Source organism: Glycomyces amatae (assembly GCF_020991375.1).
GTDB lineage: Bacteria > Actinomycetota > Actinomycetes > Mycobacteriales > Micromonosporaceae > Glycomyces > Glycomyces amatae.
The window spans coordinates 1-16,253 of the sequence record NZ_JAJLQZ010000005.1 but is presented as its reverse complement, the minus strand read 5'-3'; the positions used below and the strand labels follow the sequence as shown (position 1 = coordinate 16,253).

The window sequence follows — 16,253 nt, the reverse complement described above, 5'->3', positions numbered from 1 at the left end:
ATCCAATATCCAACGCTCACCCGCCATGGAGCCCGGCCGCGCCGTGCCCGCCATTGCCTCGGAAGGTTGCTCGTGACTGACGCACGTCCCACCGGCACAGACGTCAATTCCCTGACCGACTCGCTGCTCGCTCTGGCCCGAGAGAGCAACGGGCAGCTGACGTCCGCGACAGTCGCTCAGGTCCTCGAGTCGGTGCAGGCCTCCCCCGCCGAGGGCAAGAAGGTCCTGCGCGCGCTCGCCGAGGCCGACGTCACCGTGGTCGTGGACGGCTCCTCCTCCACGCGCAAGCGCGTCCCCGCCGCCCGCACCGCCACCTCCTCGCGCACCGCCACCGCCAAGACCGCCAAGAAGGCCACGGCGAAGAAGACGACTGCGAAGAAGGCCGCCGCCGTGGTCGATGCCGACGAGGCCGCCCCGGTCAAGAAGGCGGCCAAGAAGACCGCGAAGAAGGCGACCGCCAAGAAGGCCGTCAAGAAGGCCGCCCCGAAGAAGCCCGCCGAGGGCGAGGAGCCCGACGAGGCCGAGCTGAACGCGGGCGCCGACGACGACGCGCTCGCCGAGGCCGCCGCGGCGGCCCCCGCCAAGAAGGCCTCCCGCAAGAAGGCCGCGAAGAAGGCGGCGACCCGCGGCAAGTCCAAGAAGGACGACGAGGACGGCGACGACGAGGACGGCTTCGAGTGGGACGAGGAGGACTCCGAAGCGCTCAAGCAGGCTCGCAAGGACGCCGAGATGACCGCCTCGGCCGACTCGGTCCGCGCCTACCTCAAGCAGATCGGCAAGGTCCCGCTCCTCAACGCGGCCCAGGAGGTCGAGCTCGCCAAGCGCATCGAGGCCGGCCTGTACGCCGTCGAGCGCCTCAAGCAGCTCAAGGAGGGCGGCGAGGAGATCCCCACGCAGATGCGCCGGGACCTCGAGTGGATCATCCGCGACGGCGACCGCGCCAAGGACCACCTCCTGGAGGCGAACCTCCGCCTCGTCGTCTCGCTCGCCAAGCGCTACACCGGCCGCGGCATGGCGTTCCTGGACCTGATCCAGGAGGGCAACCTCGGCCTCATCCGCGCCGTCGAGAAGTTCGACTACACCAAGGGCTACAAGTTCTCCACGTACGCCACCTGGTGGATCCGGCAGGCCATCACCCGCGCCATGGCCGACCAGGCGCGGACCATCCGCATACCGGTCCACATGGTGGAGGTCATCAACAAGCTCGGCCGCATACAGCGCGAGCTGCTCCAGGACCTCGGCCGCGAGCCCAGCCCCGACGAGCTGGCCAAGGAGATGGACATCTCCCCGGAGAAGGTCCTCGAGATCCAGCAGTACGCGCGCGAGCCGATCAGCCTCGACCAGACCATCGGCGACGAGGGCGACAGCCAGCTCGGCGACTTCATCGAGGACTCCGAGGCCATTGTGGCCGTCGACGCGGTCTCCTTCTCGCTCCTCCAGGGCCAGCTCCAGCAGGTGCTCCAGACCCTCTCCGAGCGCGAGGCGGGCGTCGTGCGGCTGCGCTTCGGACTCACCGACGGCCAGCCGCGGACCCTGGACGAGATCGGACAGGTCTACGGCGTCACCCGCGAGCGGATCCGCCAGATCGAGTCGAAGACGATGTCCAAATTGCGTCATCCGTCCCGCTCCCAGGTCCTGCGCGACTACCTCGACTGACTACCTCGATCAGGGCCGCGAAACTCGCTTTTCACCGCCCGCGCTTGCGGACTCGCTTTTCGAACAAGGCCGCGAGCGGGGGTGTATCACCCGAACGGGTGGGTACCCACAGGACGCGCCGGGTTGTCGATCGCCGTTCCGTGGGCTACGGTGTGGAGCAACTATCGCGAGCGAGCCGCCGAGTGAGCCGAGTCTCAGTCGGTCGGTGTCGGGAAGAGGTAGTACAGTGCAGGCGTTGAACGGAACGAGCCGGTCAACGGTTCGACGTAAGTATCCATCTGTGTCATAGACACAGCGACCGAACGCAGCGGAGGACCTGGTATGACATCCACCCTGACGCCCCCGCCCCAGACGGAGGAACGTCCGATCGCGGGCGAGCGCTGCGATCGGTGTAGCGCCGCGGCGAAGCTTCGCGTGACCCTGGCCGAAGGCGGCGACCTCGTCTTCTGCGGTCACCACGCGAACCAGTTCGCTGAGAAGCTCGTGCCGATCGCCATCGACTTCACGGCAGACCCCGAATTCGAGTGGCGGGGCACCGACCTCATGGCCTCTGAGAACTGACGCCCACGCAGACTTAGGGGAGGGCCCGGGCGGGAGACCGCCCGGGCCCTCACACGTACAGGTGAAGAACGGGGCGCCGCTGCCGCGGCGCCGACGCCGAAGGGCGGCCGGGAGACCGGCCGCCCTTCGGCGCGTTCGGGCCCTCCGGGGGCTCACCAGGAGCGGATCGTCGCGATCCGCTCCTCCAGCTGCTCGATGGTCGCCTGGGCGCTCGGAGGGCCGCCGCAGGAGGACCGCAGCTTCGCGTGGATCTTCCCGTGCGGCTCGTTCGTGGCGAACGAGCGGGCGCCCACGAGCGCGTTCAGCTGCTTGCGCAGCTTGAGGCGCTTCTGCGCGTTGGTCATCGCCGGTTCGGCGGGGCGCTCGGGAGCCTGGGGGCGCGGCCCGCTCTTCTGCTTGGCCAGCTGCTCGCGCTGGCGCTTCTGGAGCAGCAGGTGCACCTGCTCCTGCGTCAGGAGCCCGGGCAGGCCCAGGTACTCCTGCTCCTCGGCGCTGCCGGCCTGCACCGGCAGGCCGAACGAGCCGCCGTCGAAGATCACCTGGTCGAGTTCGGCGCTCGACTCCAGGGTCTCGCGCTGGCCGCCGAGCTCGGTGCCCTCGTCGAGCACCCGCTGCGCCTGCTCCAGCAGCAGTTCGGGGTCGGCGTCCTCGGACTTGGCCTTGATGACGTGGTCGCGGTCGGCCTCGAGGTTCTCGGCCAGGCTCAGCAGCGGGATGACGCTGGGCAGGAACACCGAGGCGGTCTCGCCGGGCCGGCGGGAGCGCACGAAGCGGCCGATGGCCTGCGCGAAGTACAGCGGCGTGTGGGCGTTGGTGGCGTAGACGCCCACCGACAGGCGCGGGATGTCGACGCCCTCGGAGACCATGCGGACGGCGACCAGCCACTCCTCATCGGACTCGGCGAACTTGGCGATCCGATCGGAGGAGCCCACATCATCCGAAAGGACGATGGTGGCGCTCTTGCCGGTGGTGCGCTTGAGGATCCCCGCGTAGGCGCGCGCGCTGTCCTGGTCGGAGGCGATGATGAGCCCGCCCGCGTCGGGGATGCCCGCCGCGCGCAGCGAGGAGAGGCGCCGGTCGGCGGCCCGGATGACCTGCTTGATCCACTCCCCCGCCGGGTCGAGCGCGGTGCGCCAGGCCTGGCTCGTCAGGTCCTTGGTGAGCGGCTGGCCCAGCCGCACGGCGAGCTCGTCGCCCGCGCTGGAGCGCCACTTCGTCTCGCCCGAGTAGGCCATGAACATGACGGGGCGGACCACGCCGTCGGCCAGGGCGTCCCGGTAGCCGTAGAGGGCGTCGGGGCGCGAGCGCTTCGTGCCGTCGGGGTCCTCCTCGTACTCCACGAACGGGATCGGGTTGTCGTCGCTGCGGAAGGGGGTGCCGGTCAGGGCCAGGCGGCGCTCGGCCTCGTCGAAGGCGGTCTGGACGCCCTCGCCCCAGGTGCGGGCGTCCCCGGCGTGGTGGATCTCGTCGAGGATGACGAGGGTCCGGCGGGCCAGGGTGCGGCGGCGGTGCACCGCGGGGTCGGCCCCGATCTGGGCGTAGGTGACGACCACGCCGTGGTAGTCGGCGGCGTTGTGGACGTGCGCGTTCCTGAAGGCCGGGTCGAGCTGGATGCCGAAGCGGGCGGCTGCGCCGGACCACTGGGTCTTCAGGTGCTCGGTCGGGCAGACGACGGTGACGGTGTCGACGGTGCCGTCGGCGAGCAGGTCGTAGGCGATGCGCAGCGCGAACGTGGTCTTGCCGGCGCCGGGCGTGGCGACGGCCAGGAAGTCGCGCGCCTGACCCCGATGGTAGGAGACCATTGCCTTGCGCTGCCAGACCCGAAGCGAGGGAAGCGTTTCGGGTGGGGCGGCCGGGATCATGCGGGCTCCTCTCGGACGGCGGCGGACCCGGTTGATTTTAGGCCGCGGCGGCGGGCGGGTTCAGCGCTCCAGGAGGATCGTGTTGGGGCCGACGTTGACACTGCGCACTTCCATCATGGCGCCGAACTCGCCGGTCTCGACGCGGGCGCCGAGTCCTCGCAGGTGGGAGGCGACGGCCTCGACGAGGGGCTCGGCCGCCGGCGCGGGCGCGGCGGCGTTCCAGGAAGGGCGGCGGCCTTTGTGCGTGTCGGCGTAGAGGGTGAACTGGCTGACGAGGAGTACCGGCGCGTCCAGATCGGATGCCGACCGCTCGTCGCGCATGATCCTGAGGCTCCAGATCTTCTCGGCGATCCAGCGGGCCTCGTCGCCGCCGTCGGAGTGGGTGACGCCCAGGAGGACGAGGAGGCCCTCGCCGATGGCGCCGACGCTCCTCCCCTCGACGGTGACTTCGGCTTCGCTGACGGTCTGGACCACGGCTCTCATGCCGTCGATCCTGCCGCACGCTCCAGGCGTACGCTCGAAGGGTGGCACGGCAGAAGGCAGTGAACATCACCGACGCGGTGATGTCGGTCGAGGACGAGCGCCGGATCAGGACGACCCGGTACATCGTCATGATGTCCATCAGGATCGTGCTGGTGGTCCTGTGCGGCGTCCTGGTCATGGCCGACGCGCCGTTCCTGGTCGTGTGGCTGCCGCTGTGCGCGGTCGGCATGGCCGTCCTGCCGTGGCTGGCGGTCCTGCTGGCGAACGACCGCCTGGCGAAGGAGAAGCCGCCCCGGTTCGGGGGGCGGGGCCGACGCGCCCGGACGCTCGAGGCGCCCGAGCGTCCCATGATCGATTCGGAGTTATCGGCTCCGGCGTGGCAAGATTGACGGGTCTTGCCCGCGAATGAGGAGTGAGTTGACGTGAGCGAGCTGCCCACCACTGGCGGATCCGATTCGACCGGTTCCGGCTCGACCCTGCTCGAGGAGCAGACCGAGACCAAGCCGAACTACACCTACGAGGACGGCGACGAGGACCGCTTCTCGCACTACGTCCCCAAGGACAAGCTCATGGCCGCTATGGTCGACGGCATCCCGGTGAAGGCGCTGTGCGGGAAGATGTGGGTCCCCACCCGCGATCCCGACCGCTTCCCGATCTGCCCCAACTGCAAGGACATCTTCGAGAAGATGCGCGGCTAGTCTCCGCCTTCCGCGAGACGAGCCGTTCTACCCGGCCCCACCTGCTATAACGCTCGGGTGGGGCCTGATGCTGTGGAGATCGACGCGAACACGATGAGCCTGGTCGCCGAACTGGTCGGCACCGCGGTCTTCGCCGCCTCCGGCGCGAGCGCCGCGGTCGGCAAGCGGCTGGACCTGTTCGGGGTGGTGGTCATCGGGGTGCTGTGCGCCCTCGGCGGCGGCGCGGTGCGCGACGTCCTCATCGACGCCAGGCCCCTGGTGCTCACCGACTGGCGCTACCCGCTCGTGGCCGTGGCCGCCGCGCTGGTCGTCTTCCGCTTCCATCCGGCGCTCTCGCGCATGCGGGCGACGATGCTCGTGCTCGACGCGGCGGGCCTGGCCCTGTTCACGGTGGTCGGGACCGTCAAGGGCCTGGAGTACGGCTTCGCCGTGTACGCGGCTTGCATCGTCGGTGTACTCTCCGGAATCGGCGGGGGCATCCTGCGGGACGTCCTGGTCCAGGAGATCCCGGCGGTCCTGCGCGAGGACTTCTACGCCATGGCGGCGGTGATCGGCGCGGTCATCGTGTCGGTGGGCGAGCGGTGGGAGTCGCGGATCGGCCACTGGACGCTGATGCTGATCGCCATCGCGGCGGTCTTCGTCGTACGGATGGTGGCCATCAGGTATCGCTGGGAAGCCCCGAAACCGAAATTCTGACGCTGTCTCCCGACTTCGTGCCACCCTTGCGGCCGGGAGGTCGCAAAGCCCCGGATCCGCTGCAAGCTGGTAGCCCGACACCCGGTGCCCACCGGGGGTGACGTGCGGTTTCTCCCGCACGGGGGGTATGCAGCGAAAGGCGAATTCGATGGCACCTGTCGACAGCATCCGTCAGCGTCCGGCCCAGCGACCGGCGCAGCGCGCGACCGAGTACTCCGGCGACCCGGTTCGCGCCTATCTCAACGGCATCGGCAAGCACCGGCTGCTCACCGCCTCCGAAGAGGTCGAGTGCGCCAAGGCCATCGAGGCCGGCCTCATGGCCGAGTGCCGCATCGCCGAGATCACCCACCCCGACCTCCGCTCGGACCTGGCCCGCGTCGCGGCCGAGGGCCGCGCGGCCAAGCAGCGGATGCTCGAGTCGAACCTGCGCCTGGTCGTCTCCGTCGCCAAGCGCTACTCCGGTGCCGGGATGAGCCTGCTCGACCTGATCCAGGAGGGCAACCTCGGGCTCATCCGCGCCGTCGAGAAGTTCGACTACCAGAAGGGCTACAAGTTCTCCACGTACGCCACCTGGTGGATCCGCCAGGCCATCAACCGGGCCGTGACCGACCAGTCGCGCACGATCCGGGTGCCCGCCCACACCGTGGACCAGATCAAGCGGATGAACCGCGTGCGCCAGGACCTCATGGCCGAGCTGGGCCGCGAGCCGCGCTACGAGGAGATCGCCGCCGAGCTGGACGTCACCCCCGGCAAGGTCCTCGAGCTCATGTCCTACGACCGGGAGCCGGTGAGCCTGGACCAGACCGTCGGCGAGGACGACTCGACCGCCCTGGGCGACCTGGTCGCGCACCTGCCGCGCGAGCACGCCGGCGAGGACGCGGTGTCGTACGCGCTGCTGCGCCGCCACATCGCGAACGTGCTGGCCTCGCTGCCCGAGCGGGAACAAACCGTGCTCCGCCTGCGTTTCGGCATCGACGACGGGCGCCAGCGCACCCTCGAAGAGGTCTCCGCCGACTTCGGCCTCTCCCGCGAGCGGGTGCGGCAGATCGAGAAGAACGCGCTGCACCGCCTCCGCCAGCCCGACTACGCGGGCCGCCTCGCCGATTACGTGGCCTGAGCGCGGCGTTCGCCCCGGCTCTGCGTGGTTATGCGGCCTGATGGCCGTATACCATTGAGGCGGACAGGGGGTCTGGCGGCTACCGACCCACCCCGCTCGGTGCCCTGCGGGCGGACAACGTGAAGGAACGAAGCTGTGACCACGGACCTCGTCGACACCACTGAGATGTACCTGCGAACCATCCTCGAGCTCGAGGAGGAGGGCGTGCCGGCGCTGCGCGCCCGGATCGCCGAGCGGCTCGAGCAGAGCGGCCCCACCGTCTCGCAGACCGTCGGGCGCATGCAGCGCCACGGCCTGCTCAACGTCAAGAGCGACCGGCACCTGGAGCTCACCGAGGAGGGCCGCCGCCAGGCGGTCGCGGTGATGCGCAAGCACCGGCTCGCCGAGCGGCTCCTGGTCGACGTCATCGGGATGTCCTACACCGAGGCCCACGAAGAGGCCTGCAAGTGGGAGCACGTGATGAGCGACTCGGTCGAGAAGCGCGTGTACGAGCTGCTCCAGCACCCCACCCGCTCGCCGTACGGCAACACGATCCCCGGGCTCCAGGAGCTCGACGCGGCGGCCGTCGCGGTCGGGCACGAGGCCGACGAGCGGCCGATGAGCGTGGTCTCCTCCGGTGCGAAGGTGCGCGTGACGCGCCTGTGCGAGTCGGCGCAGACCCACCCCGAGCTGCTGGCGTCGCTGCACGACGCGGGCGTGGACCCGGGCGCGGAGGTCGCGATCGACCGGCTCGACGGCCAGGTCGCGGTGACCTCGGGCGCGGCGACCATCCGGCTGTCGGTCGACGACGCCGCCAAGATCTTCGCCGTCCCGGCGGTCTGACTCCCGCGTCGCGGAACGACCACGTGTCGCGAACGTCCCTCGTGTCGAGTCTTGACCCGTGCGCTACCGCGGCGTAGGCTGTCCAAAGCGTTGCAAACGTTTCCAACACGCCGGAAGCACGCTTCCGGGGGCTCGAGCACCGGAAACGGGCACGCGACGACTCGACTCCGCACCTGAGCGCCCTCCCCGCACCCCCGGCGGGGAGGGCGCTCGCCTTCCGCGTTCGAACGACGACGCTGCCGCCGGGCTCTGCCCGGCGGCGGCGTTCGCGTCGGTGTCCTATCCGGCGTCGGCGTGGGCCTGCGAGATGCCCTTGGACAGGTCGGTGAAGCCGCCCACGAGTTCCTCGACCGCGGCCGCGTCGGTGCCCTCGGGCGTGGTGTAGCGCAGCTCGAAGATGGTCCCGCCGTCGTACCAGCCCATCTCCAGGGCCGGGCCCGCGCCGGTGTCCTCGGTGTGCACGATCCAGTAGGCGGCCTCGCCGAGGTCGTCGACCGTCTCGGTGCCGTCGGCCAGCTCCTCCTCGTACACCTCGGCGCTCGCGTCGGTGCCGATGATGAACAGCGTCAGGTCCGGGTAGGCGGCCTCGCCGGTCTGGACCGCGCAGGTCAGCTGCGCCGGGAGCTCCTCGTCCTCGGCGGCCTCGCCCGGCCCGCCCGAGGCGAACCGGAAGTCCTCGCCGGTGGTCGAGTTGAGCAGCGCCGGGTCGATGAACGGGCAGGCGCCCTCGGCGTCGGCCAGGTCGAGCTCGACCGGGTCCGGCTCCTCCTGGACGGTGTCGGAGGCCTCGTTCGCGGGGGCGTCCGTCGGGTCCTCGGCCGGCTCCTCGCCGTCGGCGGTGCACGCCGCCAGCGCGAGCAGCATGGCGGCGGGGACGAGTGCGAGCGCCTTCACCGCTCCTCCCCTCGGGCCGCCTCGCGGCCCTGCGCGACCCAGTCGCTCCACGAGCCGATGTACACCGGCGGCGTCGGCAGCCCGGCCGCGGTGACGGCCAGGGCGGTGCGGGCCGCGCCGACGCCCGAGCCGCAGTAGAACGCGGCGTCCGGGTGCGGTTCGTAGCGCTCGCGCAGCCGCGCGGTGTCGGCGAGGTCGTCCTCGCCGAGGAAGAGGTTGACCGCGCCGGGCACGTGGCCCGCCACGGGGTCCACCGGCTCGAACTCGCCCCGGTAGCGCTCGGGGGCGCGCACGTCGACCAGCTCGCGCTCCTCGGCCCACGCGGCGGCGCCGTCGGCGTCGAGCACCGGGAGGCTCCCGGGCCGGACGGTGACGGTGCCGGTCCGGGGCTGCGGCGCCTGGGTCTCCAGCGGGAGCCCGGCGCCGGTCCAGGCCTCGATGCCGCCGCGCAGGACGTGGACGTCCTCCAGGCCCGCCCAGCGGAGGGTCCACCAGGTGCGGGCGGCGGCCATGTGGTCGCCGTCGTCGTAGACGACGACCGTGGAGTCGTCGTCGATCCCGGCGGCCCGCAGCACCTCCTGGAGCGCCCCGGGGTCGGGGAGCGGGTGGCGCCCGCCCGCGGGGCCCGCGGGGCCGCAGACGTCGCGGTCGAGGTCGAGCCGGACCGCTCCGGGCAGGTGCCCCTCGGCGTAGTCGGCGTCCCTCGGGGGCCCGCCCAGGGTCCATCGGACGTCCAGTCGGACCGCTCCGGACCGGGCGGCGGCCTGGTCTGCGTCGATCAGTGGCCTCATGTGCACCAGGCTATAGGAGGTGCGCGTTGGGGCGTTCGGCCGCCGCACCGAATTCGGGCATCACGGCCACGGCCACGCCGCCCCCGCGCAGGATCGCGTCGCCGCCGGGCGCGTCGACGAAGTTGGGGGGCTCGCCGAGGGCGTAGACGACGCGGGCGACGCCCGCCGCGAGGAGCAGGCGCGCGCACGGGTCGGGCCGGGAGGCGCGGCGCCCGCACGGCTCCATGGACGAGTAGGCGGTCGCGCCGCGCGCGGCCGCCCCGGCGCGGCGCAGGGCGACCTCCTCGGCGTGGTCGTGCGGGTCCTCGGCGCGCGACCAGCCCTCGCCGACGGCGCGCCCGCCCGCGACGATCACGGCCCCGACGCTGAAGGCGGTCGCGGACGGCGGGCAGCGCCCGGCCAGTTCCACGGCGCGGGCCATCCAGCGCTCGTCTTCCACTGTGGATTCCGGTTCGGCGTTCGTCACGCGCCTACGGTACCGTCGCCGACACGTCCCCGACCGCCGCGAGACGGTCGTCAGCGACCGTTGCCGCGGGCCGATACCATGTGGGAGTCCCCCGACACTCCAGCCGCGTCCACGTGCGCGCGACGGCGAGCGCAGCGGTTCCGTGAACACTCGCGAGACGCGAACCTAGTGAGGTGCAGTAGTTGTCCGTCCAGTCCCCTCCAGCGCAGGCGCAAGCGCCCGCACCGGCCGCCGGAGCCGCTCCGGGACGGTTCGACCGCGCCCTGGCCGCGCTGCGGTACACGCCCGGGCAGCTGCGCGGCGTGCTCGCCGTCCTGGCCGCCCTGATCCTCGGCGCCGGCGTCACCGGCATGACCGCGATCATCGCGAAGTCGGCCGTCATCGAGGAGACCACCGGCCAGTCGGGCCGGCTGTCGGTGGCCGCCCTCCAGCTGTACCAGGCGCTCTCGCAGGCCGACGCGGCCGCGACCTCCTCGTACCTGACGGCCGGCACGCCCTCGGACGAGATGAACGAGACCTACCGCGAGGCCCTGCGCGACGCCACGGTCGCGCTCGCCACGGCCGCGGGCGAGGTGAAGACCGCGGACGACGCGCAGCTGGTCGCGGAGCTGAACGCGCGGCTGCCGGTCTACACCGGGCTGGTCGAGTCCGCCCGGACCTTCAACCGGCTCGGCGAGCCGGTCGGCGCGACCTACCAGGAGCAGGCCTCGACGCTCATGCGCGAGGAGATGCTGCCCTCGGCGCACGACCTCCAGGACAACGCGCTCGGGCAGCTGAACGAGTCGCGCTCGGACGCCCAGGCCTTCCCGTGGGCCGCCGCGGTCCTCGCGGTCGCCGCGCTCGGAACGCTGGTGTGGGCGCAGCTGTGGCTCTCGCGCAAGACCAACCGCGTGTTCAACCTCGGGCTCGTGGGCGCCACGGGGCTGCTGGTGCTGTTCGCGGGGTGGCTGGCGTTCGCGTCGCTGGCCTCGGCCGGGCACACCGACCGGTCCCACGAGGAGGGCGCCGGGCCGCTCGAACTGCTCGCGCAGGCCGAGATCACCGCCCAGCAGGCGCGCGCCGAGGAGTCCCTGATGCTCATCGCCCGCGGCGAGGACGCCGACGCCCTCGCGCGCTACGAGGCGCACTTCACCGAGCTCACCGAGGACGGCGGGCTGCTCGACCGGCTCGACGAGGCCTTCGCGGGCGACGCCGGGATGTCGGCGAAGGTCGACACGGCCCGCGAGGCCGCCGACACCTGGCGCGCCGGCCACGACGACGTCATCAAGCTCGCCCAGGAGGGCCAGTACACCGACGCCGTCGCCATGGCCGTCGGCGAGGACGACACGAGCCTGTGGGCCTCCTTCAGGACCCTCAACACCGCGCTGACCGAGGCGACCGACGTCAGCGCCGACCGGTTCGTCGAGGCCACGAGCGACGCCCAGCGGTCCCTCTCGGGCGCGGCGGCGGGGCTCGCGGCCCTGTCCCTGGCCGCGCTCATCGGCGCCGCGGTCGGCATCCAGATGCGAGTGGCGGAGTACTACGCATGATTCGACACCAGATCCGACTCGCGGCCGCTGCGGCCGCGTGCCTCGTCCTCGCCGCCTGCTCGGGGCCGACCAGCATGGAGCCGCCGAGCGTCGACGTGCCCACGCCGCTGCCCTCGGGCATCGACTTCGACCCCGACGTCGAGACCGCGGCGCCCGAGGAGTGCAACGCCCTCGCGTCCTACGCCCCCGGCGCCGTCACCGCCGAGCAGGCGCGGGCCCAGCTCGACGACGACGGCCGGATCAGCATCGGCATCAGCCAGTCCACGAACCTCATGGGCTACCGCGACCCCGAGACCAACGCGCTCGCCGGCTTCGACATCGACATCGCCACCGCGATCGCCGAGAAGCTCCTCGGCGAGGGCGCCGACATCCGCTGGGTGCCCATGACCTCCAGCGAGCGCGTCCCGTCCCTCGACGAGGACCGGGTCGACATGATCGTGCGGACCATGACCATGACCTGCGACCGGTGGACGGAGGTCGAGTTCTCCGCCGAGTACTACCACGCGGGGCAGCGCCTGCTCGTCCCGAAGGCCTCGGGGATCACCGGCCTCGCCGACCTCACCGCCGAGGACCTGGTGTGCACCGGGCACGGCTCGACGTCGGTGCGGACCATCGCCGAGCAGGCCGAGTCCGAGATGGTCACCGTCCCGGACTACAACGACTGCCTGGTGCTGCTCCAGCAGGGCACCGTGGACGCGATCGCCATCGACGACACGATCCTCGCGGGCATGGCCGTCCAGGACCCGACGCTCCACGTCGTCGGCGAGGCGTTCTCCGACGAGCCCTACGGCATCGCGATGCAGCTTGGCAACACCGACCTGGCGCGCTTCGTGAACGGGGCGCTCGAGGACGTCATCGCGGAGGGCACGTGGCAGCAGGCCTACGACGAGTGGCTCGAGGGCCCGCTGGCCGTGGAGGCCGCCCCGCCGAGCCCCCAGTACCGGGATTAAGGGGAGCCTATGAGCGACCAGCCGCCGCCCGAGCACACCCAGCGGTACCAGCCGGGCCAGGTGCAGCCGCCGCAGCCGAGCGCCGAGGAGAGCGACACGCTCCGCGTGCGCAAGCGCCTCAGCACCCCGCCCGCGGTGCCGCCGCAGCCGGGTTTCGCGCCCTCGCCGCCGGCCCCGCCGGGCACCACCGCCCCGCCCATGTCGGTGCCGCCGGTGTCGCCGTCCGTGCCGCCCGTGTCGGCGCCGCCGCAGGCCCACGTGGCGCAGTCGCAGCAGGTCGCGCCCGTGAGCATCGCGATCTCGCCGCCCCCGGCGCCCCACCGGGCCCCCGCCGCGCCGCTGCCGCAGCCGATCACCGGCCCCGTCACGCGCTCCTCGACCACCAGCGCCCGCCAGCGCGGCGGCCTGTCCGACATGCCGCCGGTGCCCCCCAGGGACCCGGCAGAGGCGGTCATGGAGCACCCGCAGGTGCCCGAGCACAAGCGGTTCTGCTCCTCGTGCGGCAAGCCCGTCGGTCGGCCCCAGGCGGGCCGCGGCGGCCGCGTCGAGGGCTACTGCGCCCACTGCCGCACCCGCTACTGGTTCACGCCCGCGCTCCGGCCCGGCGACGTGCTCTCGGAGCGGTACGAGGTGCTCGGCGCGATCGCCCACGGCGGGCTCGGCTGGATCTACCTCGCCAACGACAAGAACTTCGCCGACGACCTGACCCAGCGGTGGGTCGTCATCAAGGGCCTCATCAACACCTCCGACGAGGACGCGATCGAGGCCGCCATCAACGAGCGGCGCTTCCTGGTCGGCATCGACCACCCCAACGTGGTCGACATCCACGACTTCGTCACCGCCGCCGACCCGCGCTCGGGCCAGCTCCAGTCGTACATCGTCATGGAGTACCTGGCCGGGAAGTCCCTGCGCGACATCCGGGAGGCGGTGGACGAGAACGGCGAGCGCAGCCCGCTCCCGCTGGAGCGGGTGCTCACCTACACCGCCGAGCTGCTGCCCGCGTTCAGCTACCTGCACGACCGGGGCCTGCTGTTCTGCGACTTCAAGCCGGACAACATGATCCACGTCGAGACCTGGCTCAAGCTCATCGACCTGGGGGCCGTGCGCCACATCGACGACATGGAGTCGGCGATCTACGGCACGCCCGGCTACTCGGTGCCCAACGACGAGATCCTGTCCGTCGGCCCGTCGGTGACCTCGGACCTGTACACCATCGGCCGCTCGATGGCCGTGCTCGCGCTCGACTTCAAGGGCTTCACGAGCACCTACCGCGACAAGCTGCCGCCGGCCTCCGAGGCGCCGGTGTTCGCCGAGTACGGGGCGTTCCACCGGCTGCTGCTGCGCGCCACCCACGCCGAGCCGCGCTCGCGGTTCCAGGACGCCGACGAGATGCGCACCCAGGTGCGCGGGGTCCTCCACGAGGTCCTGTCGGTCCAGCGGGGCGAGCCGCGGTTCGAGCCCTCGACGCTGTTCAGCGGCGAGCAGTCGGTGTTCGGCGAGCCGGACGTGGACTACGACGTCCACGCCGTCGGCGACCCCTTCGACGTCGCGCACGCGCTGCCGACGCCGATGGTCGACCTGGCCGACCCGATGGCCGCGTTCCTGGCGACGCTCCAGGCGACCGACGCGGCGGGCATCCTCGCCGAGCTCGCCGCCGCGCCGTCCCAGAGCCCCGAGGTGCAGCTGCGGCGGGTGCGGACCCTCGTCAACGCCGGGGAGCTCCACCAGGCCGCCGCCGCGCTCGACCAGTTCGCGCAGCGCGAGGGGAACACGTGGCAGGTCACGTGGCTGCGCGGGACCATCTCGCTGCTGGCCGCGGACTTCGCGACGGCGGCGGCGCACTTCGACGCCGTCTACTCCCACCTCCCCGGCGAGCTGGCCCCGCGCCTGGCGCTGGCGGCCTGCGCCGAGCTGGCCGGGCGCCGGGACCTCGCGCTCCCGCACTACACGCGGATCTGGGCCTGCGACCACCGGTTCGTCTCGGCCGCGTACGGGCGGGCGCGCCTGCTGGACCTCGAGGGCCACTCGACCGACGCGATCACGACGCTCCACCAGGTGCCGAAGACCTCGGCGCAGTACGGGATCGCGCAGACCGCGGCCATCCAGACCGCGCTGCACAGCCGCACGGCCCCGCCGTCGCTGCTGGACCTGCACCACATGGCCGGGCGCCTCGACGAGCTCAAGCTCGAGCCGCGCCGCCGCCACCTGGTGTCGACCCGCATCCTCCACCAGGCGCTGGAGACGGTCCGGCTCACCGGGCCGGCGCAGGAGCCGCGGGTCTTCGGGGCCCCGCCCGAGGAGCGGGAGCTGCGGCTGGCGCTGGAGCGGGCCTACCGCGACCTGGCCCACGCCTGCACCCGCAGAGAGGACCAGGTGTACTACTTCGACCTGGCCAACCGTCACCGCCCCCGCACGATGCTGTAGCGAAGGAGCCCTATGCAGCCCTCACCCACCATGGGCGCCGCGAAGCGGTGCACCGCCTGCGGACTCCCCGCCGACCTCGGCCGATACTGCGAGGACTGCGGCGGCGAGCTGGAGGAGTTCGCGGTGCCGGCCGAGTCGGCGCCGTGGCTGTCCTCGGCCGCGGCCGAGGAGAACCCGGAGCACCCGGGCGGTTCGGACGACCACCTGGCGTTCACGCTGCCGTCGATCGGGGCGGCCACCGACGTGGGCAAGCGGCACCACTACAACCAGGACTCGATCGCGATCGCCGTCGCCGACGACGGGCGCAAGATCGCCGTGGTCTGCGACGGGGTCTCGGGGGCCTCGGACTCGGAGCGGGCGTCACTCGCAGGGGTGGAAGCGGCGGTCACGGAGATCCGCGCCGCGCTCGGCGAGGGCCTGTCGGCGGAGGACGCCTCGCGGCGCGGGGTGGGCGCGGCCCACTCGGCCGTGGCCGCGGTCGGCAAGCAGTACCCGAACTCGCCGCCGTCCTCGACGTACGTCTCGGCGGTCGTGGAGGGGAACCAGGCGATCCTGTGCTGGGTGGGCGATTCGCGGGCGTACTGGGCCGGCGAGAAGGAGGCCCGGTGCCTGACCGTGGACGACACGATCCAGGCCCGGCTGGAGTACCAGGGCGTGGACCCCTCGGACGATCGCTACAAGAACCCGTATGCGAAAGCCCTGCTGGCGTGGCTCGGGGCCGATGCGCCGACCCTGAACCCGAACCTCCTCCGCGTGGAGCTCGGGGGCGGCCATGTCGTAGTGTGCAGCGACGGTCTGTCGCGCTATTTCAATGACGATCACGACCTTCTGCCACTGCCGGAGGGCGGTGTTGGCGACAAGGCGGTAGCGTTGACACGACAAGCGCTCGCCAACGGCGGGCATGACAACATCAGTGTCGCGGTGGTGGAACTCGAATCCCCCGGTTCGGTCCAGGGAGACGCGCATGCGCAGGAGCATGCCGATCCTGGCCCCCAGGACCAGGGCGACGGGGCCGCCCCGCTGCTCGGTGTCGTCAGCGAGGCCGAGTACACCCAAATGCTTGGAGGGGGACGACCTTGACCTACCAGCCGACCTACGGCGGTGCCCCGCAGCCGGGCGGGTACCAGTGCGCCTGCGGCGCCTTTCCGCAAGCCCAGTTCTGCGAGCAGTGCGGGACGCCCAACCCGGCATGGCAGCAAGGCCAGCCCCCGCAGTCCCCCGCCTTCGGGCAGGGCTACGCCCCGAACGACCCCTACGGGCAGCAGCAGGACCCGTACGGGCAGCAGCAGCAGGGCGGGTACGGG

16 protein-coding genes and 1 pseudogene are annotated in these 16,253 nt (G+C 72.0%); 12 read left to right on the top strand and 5 right to left on the bottom strand.

Annotated features, from left to right (window positions below):
* Positions 1–72: 72 nt before the first annotated feature.
* Both LO763_RS09350 and LO763_RS09345 read left to right on the top strand, forming a co-directional pair.
* A complete protein-coding gene (locus LO763_RS09350; RefSeq protein WP_369431953.1) occupies positions 73–1,656 on the top strand; it encodes an RNA polymerase sigma factor in 1,584 nt (527 codons plus the stop codon).
* Between the two features lie 321 nt (positions 1,657–1,977).
* Positions 1,978–2,217: a DUF7455 domain-containing protein gene (locus LO763_RS09345; protein WP_091053111.1), complete on the top strand. Its 240-nt coding sequence runs from the start codon at positions 1,978–1,980 to the stop codon at positions 2,215–2,217.
* A gap of 152 nt (positions 2,218–2,369) precedes the next feature.
* On the opposite strand, the gene LO763_RS09340 is transcribed toward LO763_RS09345, so the two are convergent.
* Together LO763_RS09340 and dtd are read right to left on the bottom strand one after the other, a co-directional pair.
* Positions 2,370–4,079, bottom strand: coding sequence for a DEAD/DEAH box helicase (locus LO763_RS09340; RefSeq protein ID WP_369431952.1), 1,710 nt, complete (start codon positions 4,077–4,079; stop codon positions 2,370–2,372).
* Between the two features lie 60 nt (positions 4,080–4,139).
* Complete coding sequence (gene dtd, locus LO763_RS09335) at positions 4,140–4,562, bottom strand: D-aminoacyl-tRNA deacylase (RefSeq protein WP_230601705.1); 423 nt, start codon at positions 4,560–4,562, stop codon at positions 4,140–4,142.
* A gap of 41 nt (positions 4,563–4,603) precedes the next feature.
* Here dtd and LO763_RS09330 point away from each other — a divergent pair, with 41 nt between their 5' ends.
* The 5 genes from LO763_RS09330 (at position 4,604) to LO763_RS29705 (ending at position 7,895) form a co-directional block, all read left to right on the top strand.
* Positions 4,604–4,951 (top strand): DUF3099 domain-containing protein, encoded by a 348-nt coding sequence (locus tag LO763_RS09330; protein WP_230601704.1) that lies wholly within the window; start codon positions 4,604–4,606, stop codon positions 4,949–4,951.
* Between the two features lie 42 nt (positions 4,952–4,993).
* Entirely contained in the window at positions 4,994–5,260 is a 267-nt protein-coding gene (locus tag LO763_RS09325) for a DUF3039 domain-containing protein (protein ID WP_255672173.1), read from the top strand.
* A 57-nt stretch (positions 5,261–5,317) separates the two neighbouring features.
* On the top strand, positions 5,318–5,956 hold the full coding sequence (locus LO763_RS09320) for a trimeric intracellular cation channel family protein (protein WP_230601702.1): 639 nt from the start codon (positions 5,318–5,320) through the stop codon (positions 5,954–5,956).
* 148 nt (positions 5,957–6,104) lie between these two features.
* Positions 6,105–7,073 carry a sigma-70 family RNA polymerase sigma factor gene (locus LO763_RS09315; RefSeq protein WP_230601701.1) on the top strand — a complete coding sequence of 323 codons (969 nt, stop codon included), beginning with the start codon at positions 6,105–6,107 and terminating at the stop codon, positions 7,071–7,073.
* Positions 7,074–7,208: 135 nt separating this feature from the next.
* Positions 7,209–7,895 carry a metal-dependent transcriptional regulator gene (locus tag LO763_RS29705; RefSeq protein ID WP_230601700.1) on the top strand — a complete coding sequence of 229 codons (687 nt, stop codon included), beginning with the start codon at positions 7,209–7,211 and terminating at the stop codon, positions 7,893–7,895.
* 279 nt (positions 7,896–8,174) lie between these two features.
* Here LO763_RS29705 and LO763_RS09305 read toward each other — a convergent pair whose 3' ends face one another.
* Genes LO763_RS09305 through LO763_RS09295 form a run of 3 tightly spaced genes read right to left on the bottom strand, consistent with a single transcriptional unit; the run spans position 8,175 to position 10,046 of the window.
* Complete coding sequence (locus LO763_RS09305) at positions 8,175–8,789, bottom strand: hypothetical protein (protein WP_230601699.1); 615 nt, start codon at positions 8,787–8,789, stop codon at positions 8,175–8,177.
* Positions 8,786–9,580 carry a sulfurtransferase gene (locus LO763_RS09300; protein ID WP_230601698.1) on the bottom strand — a complete coding sequence of 265 codons (795 nt, stop codon included), beginning with the start codon at positions 9,578–9,580 and terminating at the stop codon, positions 8,786–8,788. Before LO763_RS09300 ends, LO763_RS09305 begins: the two co-directional genes overlap by 4 nt.
* A gap of 10 nt (positions 9,581–9,590) precedes the next feature.
* Positions 9,591–10,046, bottom strand: a complete 456-nt coding sequence (locus tag LO763_RS09295) for a deaminase (RefSeq protein WP_230601697.1) — start codon at positions 10,044–10,046, stop codon at positions 9,591–9,593.
* Positions 10,047–10,228: 182 nt separating this feature from the next.
* Here LO763_RS09295 and LO763_RS09290 point away from each other — a divergent pair, with 182 nt between their 5' ends.
* The 5 genes and pseudogenes from LO763_RS09290 to LO763_RS09270 all read left to right on the top strand — a co-directional run.
* Entirely contained in the window at positions 10,229–11,575 is a 1,347-nt protein-coding gene (locus LO763_RS09290; RefSeq protein WP_230601696.1) for a GlnX family signal transduction membrane protein, read from the top strand.
* A complete protein-coding gene (locus tag LO763_RS09285) occupies positions 11,572–12,525 on the top strand; it encodes a glutamate ABC transporter substrate-binding protein (RefSeq protein WP_230601695.1) in 954 nt (317 codons plus the stop codon). The genes LO763_RS09290 and LO763_RS09285 overlap by 4 nt, the downstream gene beginning before the upstream one ends.
* Positions 12,526–12,534: 9 nt before the next feature.
* Positions 12,535–14,949 (top strand): serine/threonine-protein kinase, encoded by a 2,415-nt coding sequence (locus LO763_RS09280; RefSeq protein WP_230601694.1) that lies wholly within the window; start codon positions 12,535–12,537, stop codon positions 14,947–14,949.
* A 12-nt stretch (positions 14,950–14,961) separates the two neighbouring features.
* A complete protein-coding gene (locus LO763_RS09275) occupies positions 14,962–16,029 on the top strand; it encodes a PP2C family protein-serine/threonine phosphatase (protein WP_230601693.1) in 1,068 nt (355 codons plus the stop codon).
* Positions 16,026–16,253: pseudogene (locus tag LO763_RS09270) on the top strand (hypothetical protein); the annotation flags it as partial. The gene LO763_RS09275 and the pseudogene LO763_RS09270, both read left to right, overlap by 4 nt.